This is a genomic window from uncultured Psychromonas sp., assembly GCF_947489755.1.
In the GTDB taxonomy this organism is placed as follows: domain Bacteria; phylum Pseudomonadota; class Gammaproteobacteria; order Enterobacterales; family Psychromonadaceae; genus Psychromonas.
Genome location: NZ_CANLFB010000020.1, coordinates 43,732 through 63,214 on the forward strand (window position 1 = coordinate 43,732; position 19,483 = coordinate 63,214).

A 19,483-nucleotide genomic window follows, 5' to 3' on the forward strand; every position below is an offset into this window, starting at 1 on the left:
TTACTCTATATTTATTTAATAATAAATTTCATTTTGATTCGATAGGTTTAGTTAAGATGAGTCGCTCCATTGCTAATGCATTTTGTAAACATAGGCGCTGTTGTGCGTCGTTTAAACTGTTACCTGTGAGCGTTTCTATTTTACTTAATCGGTTGGTGAGTGTGTTTCGGTGAATATTAAGCACGGTGGACGTTTGTCTTACAGAGCCTAAATTTTTAAAATAACAATTTAATGTACTTTTTAATAGTTCGGCTTGTTTATCAAAACGATTGTATAATTCACCTAAATTTTTCTGACAAAAAACAGCTAATTGAGCATAGTCTTCGATGCCTGAGAATAATTGATATATCCCTAAGTCTCGATAATCAAATACTGTATTTGTTGCTTGGTATAGAGAGAAGTCAACTGCCTGTATTGCTTCTAAAGCGACTCGCCGAAGTTGATCTAAGCTTTGTCCCTCACTAATACCGATGTGACAACGAAAATCTTGTTTATTGAGTGTTTTGTATAAAATATTCCATTTGTTAGACTCGTTATTTTTATCGCTTTGCTCAATGGGTAAAGTTAATAACCACCCTTGGTGATATTCGAGTAATGGAAAAGCGCTACCGTTGTCTGATAAGAATTGATTTAAAAGAAATTGGCACCGACTAAGATCGCCTGTTTGTAATTTATTAGGGACGACCATTGCTGCGGAAAATGCACAGGTAGTATCTATTCCAAATTCTACTGCTTTGATGAGAGTCATTTCTACAGGGCTCGTGCTTGCTAATAAATGTTCCATTAAATAACGGATTGATTGATGAGCTAGGTCTGATTTAATAATTGAGTTGGAGAGTAGCTCTGTTACTTTTACCATAGGTAAAGCGTAGGGTTGCTCGAACAACGGAAAGCCTTCTTTATCGGCAAAAGCGATGACTTCATCAGCTATTGATGTAATGTAAGGTGATTGAGTTAAAATAACTAATCCACTTACATCTTTGTTTTTTGCTAAACGAATTAACTGAATAAAGTCTTTCGTTTCCCAATGCCAATTTAAACCTGTCACAAATATCAGTTCACCACCATAAACCCAGTTTTCAATATCGTTATTTTCGGCAATGTAAGGCCATCGAATAATATTCTCAGAGCCTTGTTTGCCTGCCTTTAATGTAATCTCCTCGAGTCCAGATATAAGTGGAAGTGAATGAACTTTTATCATCAATTAAGCGCCTTGTACTGCGTTTGATTTAGTTGATTCTACATATATCAAAATACTATAAGTGATTGACGCAACAACAATTCCGACCAGTGGTGCAATCCAAGGAGAAAAATAGGCAACTGCTGAACCAATCACATAAGCAGACAATCCTTGCATATTATATTTAGGCAGGTTGATATCAGATAATGCAGGCATATTACCGCGGTAGCGTACCCAAAAATCAGTCATAATAATTGCACCAATAGGAGGAATAAAAGTACCGAGTAAAATTAGGAAAGGAATGAGCACATTATACATACCCATAATTGCCATAGCGGTGCCCAGCGCAGCACCAATAACAGTAATTAGTTTACGTTTCTCTGTACGTAATAAGTTACAACCTGCAGCAGCAAAGTTATAGATTGTATTATCTTGAGTTGTCCAAATGTTAGTAAATAACATGATAATTGCCGCTAACATAAAACCTTGAGATACGAGTACATCGACGATATCTGATTGTTGATAAACAAGCGCACCAAATGCCCCCACAAATACCATTAATCCATTACCTATAAAGAATGCAGCTAATGTTGCAACAACGGCTATTTTTCCTGATTTAGCAAATCGGCTCCAATTAGTCGCTTGTGTACCACCACTCACAAAGGTACCAAATACCATTGTGATAGCAGCACCAATGGTCATACTTTCTATTGGTTGCTTAGCAATTAACTCACCAACCCCACCCACATCAATAATGCCTTTATAAAAGCAAAGGCCGATAAAAAATAACATTAAAGGTACGGATATTTTAGAAAGTAATGCCATTGCTTTATATCCTATTGAAGCGCTAATACAAAAGCCAAACCCAAACAACAGCATTAAAGGCGTTGACCAGTCAGCAGATAGGTCTAATAATTTCACTAAAATAATAGCAATTGTTGCTGTACCCCACGCGTACCAACCTATTTGAGTAAAACCTAATATAAAGTCCGATAACTTGCTACCTTGTAAACCAAAGCTATAGCGGCCGAGTAACACGGTATTTAAGCCTGTTTTGTAGGCTATGTAAGCAAGGCTTGCTGCATAACTTCCTAAAAGTAGATTACCAATAAAAATAATACCTAAGATCTCATAGAAACTAAATGCTGTGCCTAAACTACCCCCAGCCCACATTGTTGCAGTAAAAAAGGTAAAACCAAGTAAGACAGACATCATTGACCATAAACCTTTACGTTGGTCAATTGGCACGGCACTAAGTGGAAAATCATTTTTACTATCCATAGTATTATTCCTTTATTAAGTTGATATTAACCTTATGGTTACAACATTTATGCCAGTTTAAGAAAGGAACGGTTTAAATTAGATAGCTGTGCAATAAGCGTGCATATCTCATTGTTTTTTGTACCACTTGAACATAATGGTGTTTGTGTAATGAAGGCTGAATTGATTTCATGAAGTTATTGCACGTTTAATGGGCAGTTTGTGCCTTATTATTGTGCATTTTTACTATTTATATGTGAATGAGATACATAGCTAAATAATGAGTAAATGATCGACGTGTAAATTAATAATATGGAGAAGGTTTATATGAAGAATAATATAAGAAGCGCAATATAAAGTGATGTGAGATAAGGAAAGCCTCATGGTGAGGCTTTAAATAATAGCGTCATATAAATTGAAGTTAACGCAACCAGTTAGTTTTGCTTAACTCAACAATCTCATTACCTTTACCGTTAATGAGCGCTTTCATCATGTATAAACTAAACCCTTTTGCTTGTTCAAGTTTAATTTGTGGTGGCATGACCAATTCTTCTTTTGCTGTGTCTACTTCAAGTACAACAGGGCCATTATGTGCGACCATTTCTGCCATAGCATCAGGTAGTGCTTCGGGATCACTAACATGAATACCTTTTAATCCACAGGCTTCTGCAATTTTTGCAAAGCTTGGGTTATCTAAGTCCGTATCATCAGATAAATAGCCGCTAGCTTTCATTTCCATCGCAACAAAGCCTAATGAACGGTTGTTATAAACAATGATTTTAATGGGTAAGTTAAGTTGTTTCAGAGAGAGTAAATCGCCCATTAACATTGAAAAACCACCATCGCCGCACATTGCAATAACTTGTCGATCGCGGTTCAATGATTGTGCTCCCATTGCTTGGGATAGGGCATTTGCCATTGAGCCATGATTAAACGAGCCAATTAATCGACGTTTACCATTCATTGTTAAATAGCGTGCTGCCCAGACGGTCGGAGTACCAACATCACAGGTAAAGATAGTATCTTCTGCCGCTTGTTCATCTAGTAGACGGGTTAGGTATTGTGGATGTATTAAATTATGAGAAGTTTTACCATTGGCTAATAAATCTAAATCTTGACGTGAGGACTTATAGTTTTTAATACATTGCTTTAAATGACTGTCATTACGACCACCTTTAATATGATTCAGTAATCCACCAACCGTATTTTTTGCATCACCTAACACACTAAAATCAACTTGTACGTGTCGTCCAAGTGAAGCGGGTTGATGGTCAATCTGTAGAATAGTGCTCTTCTCAGGATAAAATGCTTTATAGGGAAAGCTTGTACCAATCATTAATAAAGTATCTGCTTGTTGCATCGCATGATAACCCGATGAAAAACCGATTAGCCCAGTCATACCAACATCATATGGATTGTCATATTCAAGGTATTCTTTACCGCGCATCGCATGCACAATAGGCGCTTGTAGTTTTTCAGCTAGTGCAACGATCTCATCATGTGCATCTTTACAACCAGCGCCACATAGTAATGTCACTTTTTTACTTTGATTCAGTCTATCTGCCATTTCATTGATATCTGCAATATTTGGCATGTAGGTGGCGGATTTAGGATGATTCCATTTCGCCGATGTCCCTTCAGGCATTGCTTTAAGTGCTACATCACCAGGCAAAACAAGTACGCTCACATCATTATGTAAAATCGCTTGGCGCATCGCCGTTTCTAACATGTAGGGCATTTGCTCTGGATTAGAGACTAGCTCACAAAATACGCTACATTCTTTGAATAATTCTTGTGGATGAGTCTCTTGGAAATAACTCGAGCCAATTTCTGAAGAAGGTATGTGTGCTGCGATCGCGAGTACGGGTACTTTATTACGATGACAATCGAATAAACCATTGATTAAATGTAAATTACCAGGTCCACATGATCCTGCACAGACGGCTAGTTCTCCTGAAATGTGTGCTTCTGCCCCTGCGGCAAAAGCGGCTGCTTCTTCATGGCGTGTTCCTAACCATTCTATTGTGCCCATTTTTCGTAAACTATCACTTATTCCGTTGAGTGAATCGCCAGTTACTCCCCAAATTCGCTTTACACCAGCTTGTTCAAGGGTTTGAGTAATAAAACTTGCGATACTTTGACTCATATTAAGATGCTCCTCAGTATTATATTTATATAAAAAAATATATTGTGGGTAATAGAGCCAATGATAAACATAAGATCTATACAATTATCATCCTCTTGAGAGGCGTTTTTCACAATGGTAGTGGCGATATCCTTTGTAATACTTTGTTATAAGAGGAGATTTTAATATTCGCTGAGAGAATAAAGAGGGCTGAAAAGTGAGACCTAAAACATAAAACCCTTATTTTAAAACGGATTAGATTGGTTATTGCTGTTTTTTTAAATGCTTCAATATAAAAATATTTACGTTATTGGAAAGAATTTTTATCAGTTCAAATGATGTTTTTTTAGTTGGAAAATTCAAATGGTGTTATAAAGCACTAATATAATGCTGGTGGACTAATCTTTGTCTTTTTTGTTGTCTATTTTTCCTTTATATTTAACTTTCTTGTCGATTGTTTGAACAATCGGATACCTATTTCCTTTCTTCTGAAAAGTGCCGTTCGTTAGTATCTGTTTAGGAGCAATAAAGCCGCTAAAAAATAAGAGAATTGCCCCGTGATAATGACGATTAAACCTTTCTTTCTTCTGCTAATAAGCTGTTTTTTATTAATGACAGGTTATGGCTTGAGCAATATTTTATTACCTGTGCGTATGCAGAATGACGGTATTAGTGTTGATAATATTGGTCTGGTGTTATCGATGTTGTCGGTGGGGTTCTTAGCCGGTTCATATTACAGCCGTAAGTTGTTGCAACGAGTAGGGCACATTAGAATTTTTGCGATGTGCGGTAGTTTAACCTCAGTGGCCATTTTAATTTCAGGTCTTTTCCCTGACCCTTATGTACTTGGCCTGATGCGAGTATTGACTGGTTTTTGTATTGCTTGTACCAATGCAACGCTTGATAGTTGGTTAAGCTTTAGCGCGACGGAAAAAAATAGAGGACGAATACTCTCTATTAACCAGATGGTATTAATGAGTGCATTGTTTTCAGGGCAGTTTTTACTCAGTGTTGCGCCTATTGATGGCATGGTTTTATTTGTTATTTCAGGTGTTTTATTCAGCTTAGCGATTACGCCTATTGTGATCAGCAAACAACAAGGGCCGATTATTGAAGACAGTGAGTCGATGTCTTTAATTACCATTGCAAAATTATCGCCTCTAGGTGTAGTAAGTTGTTTTTACTGTGGTTTACTCTACGCAGGTTTACTGAATATGTTACCTATTTTTGCTAATGACCACGGTATTCAGAATCTTAATTTATCGATTTTTATGGGCTCTGCGATTTTAGGGGCCATCATATTCCAATATCCTATCGCTTACCTTTCTGATCATTTTGACCGTCGAAAAATCATGCTGGGCATGGTTTCAACGATTATCTTAGCTTCCCTAAGCATTCCGTTTTTAATGGCATTAGATATGTTTAATTTAACGCTATTCGCGATCGCTGTGATTACTGGTGTTGCGGCTTGTTTGTATCCGATGAGTATGTCGGAAACCTTTGATAAAGTCTTAAAAACACAAATTCTATCTGCGATGTCTTCACTATTAGTTATTTATGCTTGTGGCAGTATTTTGGGGCCATACCTTGCCTCGTTAACGATGAAATGGTTTGGCAGCGAAGCGTTATTTTCTTTTATGATTATTGGCGCGAGTACTTTGCTTATTTTCATTATGATACGCATGAAACAACGTTCTGCGTTACCGCAAGAAGATCAAGATAACTTCGTGATGCAGACGCCTTCTGGTGCAGTTTCAGTGCTCGACCCTCGTACAGATTATATTGAGCCAGTGTTTAAACAAAGTGCAGAAGTGGATGTGGCGATTAGCCTTGCGACTAAGAACCCAGCTATTGCGGTCAATATGGCTAAAGCGTTGGCATTAAAAGATCCTCAAAATGCATCACATTTAGCGGCGGCTTTGAGTACTATTGATGAAATCAATATTGGTAAACTATATGCGGCGATCACCACTGCAGCCCCTGAAATGGCTGTACATATTGCCGAAGCATTAACCACCGCTTCTCCTGAACAAGCTGAAGAATTAGTTGACTGGATAACCAATGATCATCCTGAACAATTAACCAGTATTATTGTTGCGATTGCAAACTCAATGCCAGACAACGGTATTGGTGTCATGGAGTATGCTGCTGAAAATATGTCTGATGAAGATCCTGAGCAATTATTACAAATGACAGAACAATACATGACTGAATTTTCTGACTCTTTAGATGAAATGCGTCCGGTCGATAGAAGTGCTGCAGAGTCTGAACAAACGGCGACTGAGTTGTATAATCGTTTAAGTGATGTGTCGCCTGAGCATTCTGCTGAAATTGCATTAACAGTCTCTGAAGCGTTACCTGAATCTTCTAATATGGTTGCAGAAGCCTATGTGAGTAACTTGATTGAAGGTGAAAATGAGCAGAAAGATAATACGGATTCAGCTGAAAATATCGAAGACGCGGTTAACGATTATTTATCTCAAGTAGTAGAGAATATGCCTGAATATGCGGTAGACGTTGCTAGTACCTTTATTGATTCCGTGCCTGAAGTGGCTTCCGAAATGGTTGAGTTGTTGCAAGACGCCGACGCGGTTGATAGCGGTGATTTAAGTGCATCAATTGACGATAAACCAGAAGAGAATTCGATAGAAGAACAATTATCAGATGCGGTGGAAACGCAGAAACTTGATAGTTAATGGTTTTATTTTTTCAGGCTTATTAACTTGGATTGCTCTTGTTAATAAGCCAAGGTAATAAACCATTGAGATTTTTTAGTTAACTACTTTCCTAAAGGATAAGAATCAAATAAGTAACCATCGAAATTTTCATCTTCTACATCAGATAATGACAGTAAGGTGGTTTTTACATTCTCTAAATGACCCCACATTGCTTTTTTAGCGGTTACTGCATCTTTCTTTTGCAACGCGGCTAAGATTAACGCGTGATCATTTAACCAGGTTTGTCGGTAATCTTTAGTATCAATATGGGCATGTAATTGTGCCCACATTAAACTCTCTTCTCGTATTCTCCACATCAGTTTGACCATATCCACTAGAAAAGTATTCTTTGTGGCTTCTGCAATCAAGATATGAAAATCACGATCGTATTCTTCGTTACTATTACCATTTGCTAATGCTTCCTTTTCTTTTTCAAGGACTTTGCGCATTGCGCTGATTTCAGATTTAGTAATTTGATGCGCCGCAAACTCTACGATATTACTTTCTATGAGTTGGCGTGCCTGTAATAGCTCAAAAGGGCCGATATCGGTACCTGTTAAACCTGAAAAGGCAGATAACATTGTTGCATCAATTGAATTGTTCGTGTCACTTTGAGGCGCATTATCAGGCTGTGGTAAGTTGATGACATAAACGCCAGAGCCTTTACGTACTTCTACTAAACCTTCAATTTCTAACATGATAATAGCTTCACGAATTACCGTGCGGCTAACACCATAGGATTCAGCAATATCACGTTCTGTTGGTAAGCGATCGCCAACTTTATAAATATTCTGAGATAACTGGTCTCTTAATTCAGTACCAATGACCACGTAACGTCGAGTGTTAGGTGATTGTGATTGAGCATGATTAATAGACATCTTAATAGTTTCTCAGTTAATTAAATTTAAGGAGGAATAGTGTATAGAAAAACCAAAATAACTCTATCTATTTCAATATTGAAGGAAAGAAATGAGAACTTAGTTTTCCAGATTATCTTTCTATCAATTAAGCTAATGAGTTTAAAATATTAGTAACAATAAAACACTGAAAAGGCTTTTAAGCTAAGCCTTTTCAGTGTTTTACGTTTTTTAATTTAACCGCTTTTTTTATAGCGTTGAAACAGCGTAACAAGCACCTTTAGTATTAACAAGCATATAAGCTTTGGTTAAGGTGTTTACAAATGCTGTGTTCAATAATAAAGAAGGGTCAAAAATACTTTCAATGGAAAGAAAGGCTTTAACGCGTTCTGTTGGGTCAATATGATTAGCATTAATGGTACAAAACTTTTTTGCTAATGGATCTTTAACATCAATGGCATTGCCCCGTTCGTCGATGCCTTTTACATAGCGCATCCAACCAGCGATGGCGATTGCTATCCATTTATAGTCACTACCGTTGTCTAAATGAAACTTGAGTGAAGCACCGAATCGTTGTGGTATTTTTTGACTACCATCCATCGCTATTTGCCATGTTTGGTGCTTTAGCGATGGATTGGCAAAGCGTTGAATAAGGGATGAAGCATAGTCTTCTAAGTCGGTTCCTTCTGGCATAGTTAACGTAACAGCTTGAGCTTTTAACATCATATCAAAGGCTGCATTTCGATATGCTTGATTGGTCATGGTATCTGAAATATGGGTATAACCACCGAGATAGCCTAAATAAGCAAGAAATGAATGGGTGCCGTTAAGCATTCTTAATTTCATTTCTTCAAATGGGACAACATCCTTAACAAATTCAGCGCCCGCAACATTCCAATCTGGTCTGCCTTGAATAAAGTTATCTTCAATAACCCACTGGCGGAAAGGTTCACAAGCAACGGCACAAGGGTCGTTGGTACCAGATAACTTTGCTATTTCAATAAGTGTTTCGGGTGTTACTGCAGGAACGATGCGATCGACCATAGTACAAGGGAAGCTTGTGTTATCTTCTATCCATTGAGCAAGTTGTGTATCTAATAATGTTGCAAAACCTAATACAGCGGCTTTCGCTACGTGACCATTTTCTTGTACATTGTCACATGACATAACAGAAAAACCTTTTAGCCCTCGTTGTTTACGTAAACGCAGTGCCTCAACAATATAACCAATCGCTGAGTTAGGTTCACTTGGATTTTCTAAGTCATGAATAATAAGTGAGTTAGTTGGGTCTAGTTGACCTGTTGAATGGTCAACACAATAGCCTTTTTCTGTAATCGTCATAGAGACAATGGAGACTTGTTCTTCGGCCATTTTTTCAATAATCGCCTGTTGACTATCTAATTTAGGATGGAGCGATTCTTTGATCGAACCTACCATTTTAATTATATTTTCGTTAGCGCCTTTTTCAGCGACTAAATAGCGATGATTTTGTAAACGGAGTTTTTTAATGATGTCACTGCCAGTGAATAAATTAACTTCGCAAATACCCCAGTCAGATTGTGTTTTTTCAAGCATTTCATTGGTATATAACGCTTGATGCGCTCGGTGAAATGCCCCAAACCCAATATGTACAATACGTGTTTTCAACGTCGCTTGGTCAACTTGGCTAGCGATAACGGTTGTTTTTAAAGGTGGCTTTGTGATTGACATAATTTCTCCGGACTCATCAACATCAGTAACAAATCATCTATTTTACTAAGTTGAAGTTGTTGTTAATTTTTAATTATTGGACGATCAAATTTAAGCTTGAATTCAAGTAATAGGCTCTGTGGTTACATTAAAACACTTTAAGATTAAATTATAAGTGGTAGAGCAATATCGCATTATTGGTATGCAATCTATATTATTTTTTATATTTGGTAAACCAGTGCTTGTTTTTATATTGCGAAATTCACTGCTATCCCTTATATTTAATGGGTAAATGGTCTTTTAATTGGAATTCCAATTTTTGTTTTTATTAATTATTAGCAATAAATATAAGCGAATATTAACGTAGAAATGAATATGGAAATGAGTGTAGAGAGGTAAATAATGGAACAGACTTGGCGTTGGTATGGACCAAACGATCCCGTTTCTTTGGATGATATTAAACAAGCTGGCGCGACGGGTATTGTGAATGCTTTGCATCATATTAAAAACGGTGAAGTCTGGACCGTTGAAGAGATTCTAAAGCGTAAAGCAATAATCGAAGAGAAAGGCTTAACTTGGTCTGTTGTTGAGAGTGTTCCTGTCCATGAAGAAATTAAAACCCAAACAGGTAACTTTCAGCAATGGATAGATAATTATAAGCAAACCATTGAAAACCTTGCTAAAAGTGGTATTGATACCGTTTGTTATAACTTTATGCCTGTATTAGATTGGACGCGTACCGATCTTGCTTTTGAGATGGAAGATGGTTCTCGCGCCTTACGTTTTGATCAAATTGCTTTTGCTGCATTTGAACTCCATATATTAAAAAGACCTGGTGCAGAGTCCGCTTACACGCCAGAAGAGATTGCACAGGCACAAGTTTACTTTAATAACATGACTCAAGCTGATATTGATAAGTTAACCTCCAATATCATCGCAGGTTTACCCGGCGCAGAAGAAGGTTATACGTTAGTTGAATTTCAGGCTCAACTAGACCGTTATAATGGCATCAGTAAAGATAAATTACGTGAACATTTAGCGTACTTTTTGAAATCTTTAATGCCTGTTTGTGATGCCACTGGTTTAAAGATGGCAGTACATCCTGACGATCCACCACGTCCTATTCTTGGCTTGCCACGTATTGTTTCAACCATTGAAGATATTGAATGGCTAACGACTGAGATTCCAAGCCAACAAAATGGATTAACTATGTGTACGGGTTCTTACGGTGTGCGTGGTGATAATGATTTAGTTAATATGATTAAACAGTATGGAAGTCGTATTTACTTCACGCATTTGCGTTCGACAATGCGAGAAGATAACCCAATGAGCTTCCATGAAGCGGCACACCTTAATGGTGATGTTGATATGTACAATGTTGTCATGGCGATCCTTGAAGAAGAGCATCGTAGAGAGAATAACGGGGAAGGTCGTGCGATCCCTATGCGTCCTGATCATGGCCATCAAATGTTGGATGATTTACGAAAAGAAACGAATCCTGGATATTCTGCAATTGGTAGATTAAAAGGGTTAGCGGAGATTAGAGGTTTAGAAATGGGGTTAAAACGTAGCTTTTTTAAGACGTAGCTTTTTAATAGTATTACATACGTTATTTTCTATTGTAACTTGACCGAGCATTTAAAAGCTCGGTTTTTTTATGTCTTGATATTTATCTAACACTATCTTTTATTTTAATTAAAGTATTGATAATAAATGTTTTTTTTGCTTTATTGTTAAATGCTTTTATAGAGGTTTCTCCCCCACTCGAGATGGGAGAGAAATAAATTATTTATTGATCGCTTAAAGGTGGGTAACACTCGATAATTTCTACACCATCACTTGAAGTAATAGTAAATTCCTCAAGGCCGTAAGGGCAGAAGAAAGTATCATATTGCGATAGCGTCAAAGACTCAGTCCCGGTTTTTATAGTACATGAGCCTTTAGTGATCACACCGATAAAGAACTCGTCTTCTATTTTCTGAACACTTCCTTTAATTGTCGATTTACAAATTCTAAATCGATCAGTGGCTTGGCTACCCACTAAAGACTCTTTGTAAGAATGATCATTATATTGCGTTACTTTCTGTGCTTTTTGTTGAAAATGCTCTTTGATATATTCAGGCGTATATTGAGTATAATCAAATACATCTAAACAAAAATCTAAGCCTCTTTTCATAAATCGCGCCTCTTCAGGCAAAGTATAACCAGACTTCTCAAACTCAAACCTTACAGCCCAATCAGAAGGTTCCATCACTTCAATCATTAAAATACCTTCGCCAATGGCATGAGGCATGCCGCCTGGGATATAAAAGCAATCATTTGGTTTGACGGGGATTTTCTTAAAGCACGCTTCTATTTTCTCCATGTCTTGATTTTCAATCATGTCTTTAAAATCTTCACGACTAGGTGGATTTTGGAAGCCTAAGTAAATATAAGGGTCTGAGACATCTTCTCTAATATCAAGTATGTAATAAGCTTCTGCTTTGCCCGAGTTTGAGTTTAAATGTAGTTTTGCAAACTCAGCCGTTGGGTGTGCTTGAAAGTGTAATCTTACAGAAGAGTCTAAATACTTTACCAGTACCATTGGGTTCTTCGTGTATTTCTTAGCATGCTTTGGGCCTAAAAAATAATCCGGATCTGACTGAATTAATGCTCCAAAGTCAGTGCCTTGAGATGATATTAACGCTGTTGATATGCCTTCTACATGTGATTCTCTGCCGGGGTTTACTGCTCGAGTCGTAGAGGCTATCCACTCTTCAGGGAAGTGGGCATCAGTTGGCTCTTCCACATTTTGTAGGCCATCAAGTGTTTTTCCACCAACATAAGAGCGCCATACTCTGTTAGGTGCGAAAGTGATTAATTGTCCTTTGTAATGCATAAGATGCTCTCCTGATTAAAGCCTTATATTTATGTCAGTGCTTTTTGTATTAAGTGTTCTTAATTGTTTAATTAAAAGGTTGTTTGTTCTGACCGATATTAATGGAAGTGTTAAGAATGGCATTATTATACTGCAATTGGTTTACCAAATGTTGTTTTTTAAAAAATGCTATGTAACAGTTGTGAACTAGGCTTGTTTTGTTTTTATTGGTATGCCAGTTATGAGTGTGTGTGGAATAGTAAAAGCCTATTTCATTGAAATAGGCTTTTATGTATAGGTAAAATTATTATTTAATAAGGCTATGTAAAATAGCTAGTTACTCGATTATTTACCGTTTAATTTAAGTGCAGAGAAGCTTACGCTATTGTAATCGCCGTTCTTTTTATCAACAGCGAAGTCACCTGTACCTGCACAACCAGGACCCCAAACAGGATGTGTATCATTTACACTACACTGTCCGTACGCACCCGCTTTGAAGTAGAAAGCGTCTTGTGCGTAACCTGTTGGAGAGTCTTTTTCGTCAACACCTTTACTTAGGTCAATATTGTAAGTCACTGTTTTATGACGTGCCGTTTCAAAGGTAAGGTGCATAATATCGCCCTTAACATCTACAACGTAGCTAAATTCTTCACCTAAGGCGATTCCTGCTTCACCTGGTGCAGCAAGGTTATCCCATGTGTTACCCCATACTGGATAAGCAATATCTGCACGGTTTGGATCTTTTTTCGCTAGGTTACGTTCGTAGTTCCAGAAAACTGAACCATATTTTTGATCTGGGAATTTTTTAAAGAATATTTTTAGTGGTTCGTTACCGTGTCCGAATCCTGTTTTTGCTTTGATTTGGTCATTGTATTTTTTAGCATGAATTTGGCCTACAACAACAGAGTGTGCAGCTGGTCGTTCTGGAAATTTTGCATTAACAGATACGTGATTAACTTTTAATGTTGCAGATAATGTTCCACCAACTTGACTGTAATCAGCAGCTTTAAGGTTGCTTGCAAGTGCAAAGTTATTTTTTGGTGCAGCTGTGTCAATATCAAACTTAGCGCCACGAGGCATTTGACGTAACTCTGAACGTGCATTTTTAGAGTTTTTAGTCGTCACTGCTTCATTTTGTACTTCAAAGACCATGTTACCGTCTTTATCTAAAAAGAAAAAATCTTCATGTGAGTAACTCAACATAGCAACGCCTTCGATTTCGTCGACTTTGCCATCTTTATTGATATCTGAAGGAATAGTGATTTTCCAATTTGTCATATCAAATTTGTCTGCAGGTACAGGATACGATACGCCATTGTTAGCAATATCTGCTAAAGCAATAGTAGGTAAAGTCAGTAATAGTGAACCAGCAATAACAAGTGTTTTTTTCATTTTACAATCCCCTTTATGTATTATTGTCACACATAATAATCAGGCGGAATTTGAAAGAAAGTTAAGTTAATGGGATGTGTTTGATTGATCACATACTAAAAATCAGATCTTGTGGTTAGATCAAATATTTGAGATATCTGTGTCAGAATTTTGAGATGTTGATCGGCTTATTTTTTGTTCGTTACGCGATTAATTCGTTTATGGACTACTCAATCATATTTTGATTAATCGAGGTTAAAATAAAGCCGTTTTACCAAGTAAATAATGACTGATTATGCCAATGAAAAGTAAGCTTCGGTTGTGCATAGTCTAATTAAAATCGTGCGTTAAGGTTAGTCATACATTAATTTTTGTGCTTTTTCTAAATCAAATTCTTTTAATGACTTTCTTGCTAACTGTCTGAATGGAATAGCTTTTACGACTTCTTCAAAAGGCTGTATTGCAAAAGCCCAGAAAATTGAAGCGTCTAATCCTAAAACAATAAAGGCACATAATGGGATAGAAATAATCCACTGTCCTGTGAAATTAATTTTAAAGACTGCTGTTGTTTTACCCACTGCGCGTAAGATATTACCATGAACAGTATTGTAGCCGCGCACAATAGGTAAGAAGATATAAAGTGGGGCGATCACTGCTAAAGCTTGATAGGTGGTGTCATCCAGTTCAGGGTAAATATCGGCCATAAAGAAGCTCATGATAGCAAAAAGTACGGCACATATAACTGAAATGATGACGGCAATATCAATACTGGTATCTACATTTTTTGTTAAATCATCCATCTTTTTAGAGCCAATCGCTTGGCTAATAGTGATCGCTGATGAATGAGACCAGGCTGCTATAAACTGTGTACCTGCTCGAATCCACGGCATGACTAAGGTGATTGCTACATAAGCATTAATGGCTAATTGCGAATATAGTAATTGATAGACGGTAGCTCCAATTAATAAAATGGTAACGTTGGCTGCAATAGGGAAAATTTCTACAAAATGTGAGCGTATATTACGCAACATCGAGATGTCTCGGCGTGGCGTAGTTAGCCTTAAATCTGGGTCTATATAGACGTATAAACCAAGGTAAATCATGCGCACTGTTATCGCTATTATGCTACCTATTGCTGCGCCTTGAACGCCTAAGCCTGTTAATGTTATTCCCTCTGAAAAAGAGTAACCGTGTATTAACACATAAGAGAACAAAGCATTGATTGGCAACTCAATAAGGTAACCTTTAAAAGGAATTTTCGTTTTCCCTAAGCCATTGAATAAAGCAATCATGACTTGTGTAATGGCAGTAAACAGTATGATGTATTTCGATATATTTAAGTAATCTGAAATCTCTTGATGTAGGGATACATTGTCAGTTAACGCCGCTATTAAGGGAAGATCGAAGAAGGTTAATAGGATCCAAAAAAGCAAAGCAACAGAACCATTAATGAACATCCCTGACCAAAGCCCTTTAGATAATGACGCTTGATTTCCGGCTCCTACAGCACGACTTAATACCAATTGTGTGCCATTAGCCAATGCCATTTGAATACCCAGAATTGCAGCGACAATCGCAGTGGATATACCCATTGCAGCTAAAGGGATTTCACCTAAAGGAGAGACTAATAAAGTATCTATCATTAACATCGACTGCATTAATAAGCCGTTTAGCGCTAATGGCCAAGCGAGTGATAGGTTCTTTTTAACATAGGATTGGGAAGACACAGATAAACCTTAACTTAATAGCAATAAAGAAAGCACAGCTCAATTTTGTTAATGATATTCAATTGTTAGCTATGTTTAATTGTCAGTGATAATTATTTTTAGTTTATATGAATAATAAGTGCTTTTTATATCCGTATATTTTCACTGTCATTATTATAATAATAACTGGTTGAAACTATGTTTAATAGTATTATAATAACTTTAATTTATTGGTGCTTTGACTACTGTCATTATTTAACAGGGCGGTACCTAATTTTAACTTATTTAATACTTAACCTTAATGCTAGTTAACGTATTATTCATTGTCGTTTTTTGTTGGAAGGTTAATAAATTGGTTTGTTCTAGATAAGTAAGGGCACTCTGCTGATCATAGCTATACCAACTTTTAATCACTCTTTGTTGTGTTTCACTTTGTAGTGTAGCTGTTTTAATAAAAGGTAACCATTGCAAAGCAATATCTATGGATTCGTTTGATGAAGCTGCAATAGTCGCTATTTTAACTGCAGCGAGTTCTACGTCATCCCATTGGCTTTGTTGATTAAGCCATTCATTTGCTATTCGAATGTCCCTTATCGCCCACTCTTTTATTACTGAAGCCATGGCTATTTTACGTTGTTGATCTGGCTTTATTGTTTCACTGTATTGTATTGCTACTTCTGGTGCTGTTTTTGCCCATTTAGCAACCAGTCGGCTTTGTTGTATTGGGTATGCTTTAGCTGAATAAACGGCTTGTAATAGTTGATCTATATTGTCAATTTTGCCACTTTTTATTAATCGCGGTAACGCTATATGTGCCATAAACTCACGTAAATCTTTATTTTGCATCATCTCTATTGCAACTATCAAAGAGTCATCGATTTTATTAACAGGTAACGATAAACCAATCTGCATTAAGATATTTTTTTGTAGTTGTATTTTTTCCATATCTATTTCATTAAATAACTGTAAAGCCTGAGTCGGAGAATGATGGTTAATACTGTTGTATATCGTATTTAAATAACGCTTATTTTGTTCGTTATATAAAGCCCAGCGGATTAGTTTTAAACCTTGGTAAGGTGCATGTTTTGTTATTACTTGTTGAATTGTTGTATTACGCAAGTTTGTTGATTGAATATGATTTACCCAAAGTAATGCACTTGATATATCGATTTTGGATAACGGCAATACTGATATTGCGGCATAAGCTTGATCTGTGCTGTCATCTTTAATAATCAAAGGCTCCCATTGTTTGAATCCTGTTAAGTCAGTTTCAACCCAAATGGTAAGTGCTGCATAATAGGCTACTTCTCTTTCTCTGTTATTATCTAAATTGGCTAAAAATGTAATTAAGTTAGTAGGGCTTTTTTGAATTTGTTGTTGGAATAACAATTGCAGCCAGAGTTGTTGCACAGATGTGTCGCTTATCTGCAAAATATCTAAAAATTCGATATAAAGAGCATTTTTTTGTCTATCTATTGCAGTGTTTATTTCTATAGTATTTTGTTTGTGAGTTGTCGATTTTTCTTCATTAATAGACACTTTATTTTTTTGCGCTACGTTGCTTTGTTCTTTTCTAGGTAATAATTTTCCTTCTTCAGTAAAAGTGTTTGCAGAAGAAACGAAATAAAATAATGTTATTAACGCTACTATAGAAATGATAAAAAGAAAGGGTTTTAATAATGTCATATCACTGATTATCTACGTTGATTCAGGTGAATGGTTTTATGTACTTAATCATCATAATAAGGGCCTATTAGACCCTTATTATTATAATCAAATTTAGTCGTAATATTTTAAACTAGAGAACTGAACTTCAACATCAGGCGATGTATCTGATTGAATATAAGCACCTGCTTTAAAGTAACTCGGTAGGCCGTCCCAGTAACTTACATCAAAATTATTAAACTCTTCATGAGCGACACCGTTAACCTTAATTGTTAACTGATTGTTTGCCACTTTAATTTCAAACTTAACGGCTTCTGTTGCTGAATAATCAGCTAATTTATATTTTACATAATCACTACAGCTTGATGCACAAGTCCCTGTTTTTACGATTGCAAAATATGAATCGTAGGTTTTTGATGATGCACCCGTTTCTTTTTGTTCTTCAAGCCAAGCAATGCGTACTAGTGGCTTGTTAATTTTATCTTCACCTTCGTCCACCGCGGCATTAGCATCATCGTGGATCTGCATTAATGTTACTTCATCTGCAGTGCCTTTTTCGAGCAACAATACTTCGCCAATCATTTTGTTGTAGCTTGTATCACTCGTGTACCAATTCTCCATTTGGCGTAATTCAGAACGCATCTTTTCATCTGGACCAATTTGAAATGTTAACCATTTATTGCCACTGCTAGGAATATAAAAATACTCATTGTAAGTACCTTCAAAGTCTCCCTGTGCAATCGCTACTGTTGAACTATCAGGCGCTTGAAGTTTAGAATCATTCAATACTGATTGATATTTAGTGCCATAATCATAAGGCGCAGAATCTGCTATTGCTTGCATCGGTAATAAAAAAACTGATGTTGCAACGGCTGCAACTGAGAGAGAAATTCTTTTGTTAAACGGCATCATTGGTGAATCCTTTTTTATTCGTATCAGTGAAATTAATGTGGTCGTTAATTATTTTTATTTTTTGCTAATGGCCTTTAGCAAGTGGGAAATAGCTTATCTTTGGTTTATTTTTGTACAAATCAGGTTTTTATAAAGTTGGATATTAATCATAAAATAATACAATTATGGTGTTGTTTATGAGCTTTGTATCACTTTTATTCGTAATATCAGTGTGTTGTCGCTACGGATCTTGGTCACTCTTTGGGCGGTATTTTGAGTTTGAATAAATTATATTGATCTTCATTTTTATTATTTTTCTTCTCATTTAATTTTAAACTTGAAAATAAACTTTGTTTTAACAAAATGTTGAACGATCGTTCTTATATGGTTATATTAGCTGTTAATCATGCTAATACCGCTATTCGAGTGCTAGAATATTTTGGGATTATATTGGCAAAATACATTATGTGAGGTTGTGATGAGTAATAAAATTCAGTTAGATGTGGTTTCTGATGTCGTTTGCCCTTGGTGCATCATTGGCTATAAAAACCTGCAAACTGCGATCGATGAGCTAGGTATTGCCGATAAGATTGAGTTGCAATGGCAGCCTTTTGAACTTAATCCAAACATGCCTCCTGAAGGCCAAGATTTACGTGAACATGTTGCTGAGAAGTATGGTTCATCAAGAGAAGACAGCGATAAGTCTCGTATTAATATTAGCCAACGAGGCGCTGAAGTTGGTTTTACTTTTAACTTTTTTGAAGAAATGAAAATAGTGAATACACGTGATGCTCATATTTTATTAGAATATGCTTATGAGCATGGGAAGCAAACTGAGTTGAAACTTGCCTTTTTTACGGCCGCGTTTACCGATCAAAAAGATGTATCTAATCGTGAAATACTACTCAGTATCGTGGCCAAAATAGGGCTAGATGTAGAGGAAGCTGAAGTGAGATTAGAAGAAGCTAAGTATCGTGATCAAGTCATAGAACACGAAAGGTTTTGGCAAGGTTTAGGTATTTCAGCAGTACCAGCGGTGGTATTTAACCGTAGTAGTGCATTATCTGGTGCACAACCCGTTGAAGCTTATAAGCAAGTATTGACCGAGTTGTTAGCAGAACTTTAATAATTGAAATTAGCGAGCTGGGTTAAATGTCCTCGCTCG

13 protein-coding genes are annotated in these 19,483 nt (G+C 36.6%); 3 read left to right on the forward strand and 10 right to left on the reverse strand.

Translation table 11 applies throughout. The features are described 5' to 3' along the window. Window positions 1-28: 28 nt before the first annotated feature. From Q0794_RS12255 to poxB, 3 genes are all read right to left on the reverse strand, one after another. Window positions 29-1,201: a PucR family transcriptional regulator gene (locus Q0794_RS12255; RefSeq protein ID WP_298942278.1), complete on the reverse strand. Its 1,173-nt coding sequence runs from the start codon at window positions 1,199-1,201 to the stop codon at window positions 29-31. A gap of 3 nt (window positions 1,202-1,204) precedes the next feature. Continuing rightward, a complete protein-coding gene (gene codB, locus Q0794_RS12260; protein WP_298942280.1) occupies window positions 1,205-2,461 on the reverse strand; it encodes a cytosine permease in 1,257 nt (418 codons plus the stop codon). A gap of 400 nt (window positions 2,462-2,861) precedes the next feature. Continuing rightward, window positions 2,862-4,586: a ubiquinone-dependent pyruvate dehydrogenase gene (poxB, locus tag Q0794_RS12265; RefSeq protein WP_298942281.1), complete on the reverse strand. Its 1,725-nt coding sequence runs from the start codon at window positions 4,584-4,586 to the stop codon at window positions 2,862-2,864. Between the two features lie 542 nt (window positions 4,587-5,128). Here poxB and Q0794_RS12270 point away from each other — a divergent pair. Continuing rightward, entirely contained in the window at window positions 5,129-7,261 is a 2,133-nt protein-coding gene (locus Q0794_RS12270) for an MFS transporter (protein WP_298942341.1), read from the forward strand. A gap of 83 nt (window positions 7,262-7,344) precedes the next feature. Here Q0794_RS12270 and Q0794_RS12275 read toward each other — a convergent pair whose 3' ends face one another. Both Q0794_RS12275 and Q0794_RS12280 read right to left on the reverse strand, forming a co-directional pair. Beyond that, window positions 7,345-8,160: an FCD domain-containing protein gene (locus tag Q0794_RS12275; protein WP_298942282.1), complete on the reverse strand. Its 816-nt coding sequence runs from the start codon at window positions 8,158-8,160 to the stop codon at window positions 7,345-7,347. Between the two features lie 228 nt (window positions 8,161-8,388). Continuing rightward, on the reverse strand, window positions 8,389-9,849 hold the full coding sequence (locus Q0794_RS12280; protein WP_298942284.1) for a fructuronate reductase: 1,461 nt from the start codon (window positions 9,847-9,849) through the stop codon (window positions 8,389-8,391). A 381-nt stretch (window positions 9,850-10,230) separates the two neighbouring features. Between Q0794_RS12280 and uxuA the strand changes: the two genes are divergently transcribed. Beyond that, entirely contained in the window at window positions 10,231-11,415 is a 1,185-nt protein-coding gene (uxuA, locus tag Q0794_RS12285; protein WP_298942287.1) for a mannonate dehydratase, read from the forward strand. Window positions 11,416-11,617: 202 nt separating this feature from the next. Here uxuA and Q0794_RS12290 read toward each other — a convergent pair whose 3' ends face one another. The 5 genes from Q0794_RS12290 to Q0794_RS12310 form a co-directional block, all read right to left on the reverse strand. Further along, window positions 11,618-12,706, reverse strand: a complete 1,089-nt coding sequence (locus Q0794_RS12290) for a mannose-6-phosphate isomerase (protein ID WP_298942289.1) — start codon at window positions 12,704-12,706, stop codon at window positions 11,618-11,620. A gap of 324 nt (window positions 12,707-13,030) precedes the next feature. Further along, entirely contained in the window at window positions 13,031-14,077 is a 1,047-nt protein-coding gene (locus tag Q0794_RS12295; RefSeq protein WP_298942291.1) for a polysaccharide lyase family 7 protein, read from the reverse strand. Window positions 14,078-14,409: 332 nt separating this feature from the next. Continuing rightward, complete coding sequence (locus tag Q0794_RS12300; protein WP_298942292.1) at window positions 14,410-15,783, reverse strand: MATE family efflux transporter; 1,374 nt, start codon at window positions 15,781-15,783, stop codon at window positions 14,410-14,412. A 264-nt stretch (window positions 15,784-16,047) separates the two neighbouring features. Beyond that, a complete protein-coding gene (locus Q0794_RS12305) occupies window positions 16,048-17,448 on the reverse strand; it encodes a hypothetical protein (RefSeq protein WP_298942294.1) in 1,401 nt (466 codons plus the stop codon). Window positions 17,449-17,541: 93 nt separating this feature from the next. Next, complete coding sequence (locus Q0794_RS12310) at window positions 17,542-18,339, reverse strand: polysaccharide lyase family 7 protein (RefSeq protein WP_298942296.1); 798 nt, start codon at window positions 18,337-18,339, stop codon at window positions 17,542-17,544. Between the two features lie 457 nt (window positions 18,340-18,796). On the opposite strand from Q0794_RS12310, the gene Q0794_RS12315 reads away from it, so the two are divergent. Next, entirely contained in the window at window positions 18,797-19,444 is a 648-nt protein-coding gene (locus Q0794_RS12315) for a DsbA family oxidoreductase (RefSeq protein WP_298942297.1), read from the forward strand. Window positions 19,445-19,483: the final 39 nt, after the last annotated feature.

Excerpts from the sequence above, each read along its gene's own strand:
- Q0794_RS12270 (WP_298942341.1), top strand. The coding sequence starts at position 5,129 with ATGACGATTAAACCTTTCTTTCTTCTGCTAATAAGCTGTTTTTTATTA.
- Q0794_RS12275 (WP_298942282.1), bottom strand. The coding sequence starts at position 8,160 with ATGTCTATTAATCATGCTCAATCACAATCACCTAACACTCGACGTTAC.
- poxB (WP_298942281.1), bottom strand. The coding sequence starts at position 4,586 with ATGAGTCAAAGTATCGCAAGTTTTATTACTCAAACCCTTGAACAAGCT.
- Q0794_RS12315 (WP_298942297.1), top strand. The coding sequence starts at position 18,797 with ATGAGTAATAAAATTCAGTTAGATGTGGTTTCTGATGTCGTTTGCCCT.
- Q0794_RS12295 (WP_298942291.1), bottom strand. The coding sequence starts at position 14,077 with ATGAAAAAAACACTTGTTATTGCTGGTTCACTATTACTGACTTTACCT.
- Q0794_RS12280 (WP_298942284.1), bottom strand. The coding sequence starts at position 9,849 with ATGTCAATCACAAAGCCACCTTTAAAAACAACCGTTATCGCTAGCCAA.
- codB (WP_298942280.1), bottom strand. The coding sequence starts at position 2,461 with ATGGATAGTAAAAATGATTTTCCACTTAGTGCCGTGCCAATTGACCAA.
- Q0794_RS12305 (WP_298942294.1), bottom strand. The coding sequence starts at position 17,448 with ATGACATTATTAAAACCCTTTCTTTTTATCATTTCTATAGTAGCGTTA.
- Q0794_RS12255 (WP_298942278.1), bottom strand. The coding sequence starts at position 1,201 with ATGATAAAAGTTCATTCACTTCCACTTATATCTGGACTCGAGGAGATT.
- Q0794_RS12310 (WP_298942296.1), bottom strand. The coding sequence starts at position 18,339 with ATGATGCCGTTTAACAAAAGAATTTCTCTCTCAGTTGCAGCCGTTGCA.
- uxuA (WP_298942287.1), top strand. The coding sequence starts at position 10,231 with ATGGAACAGACTTGGCGTTGGTATGGACCAAACGATCCCGTTTCTTTG.
- Q0794_RS12290 (WP_298942289.1), bottom strand. The coding sequence starts at position 12,706 with ATGCATTACAAAGGACAATTAATCACTTTCGCACCTAACAGAGTATGG.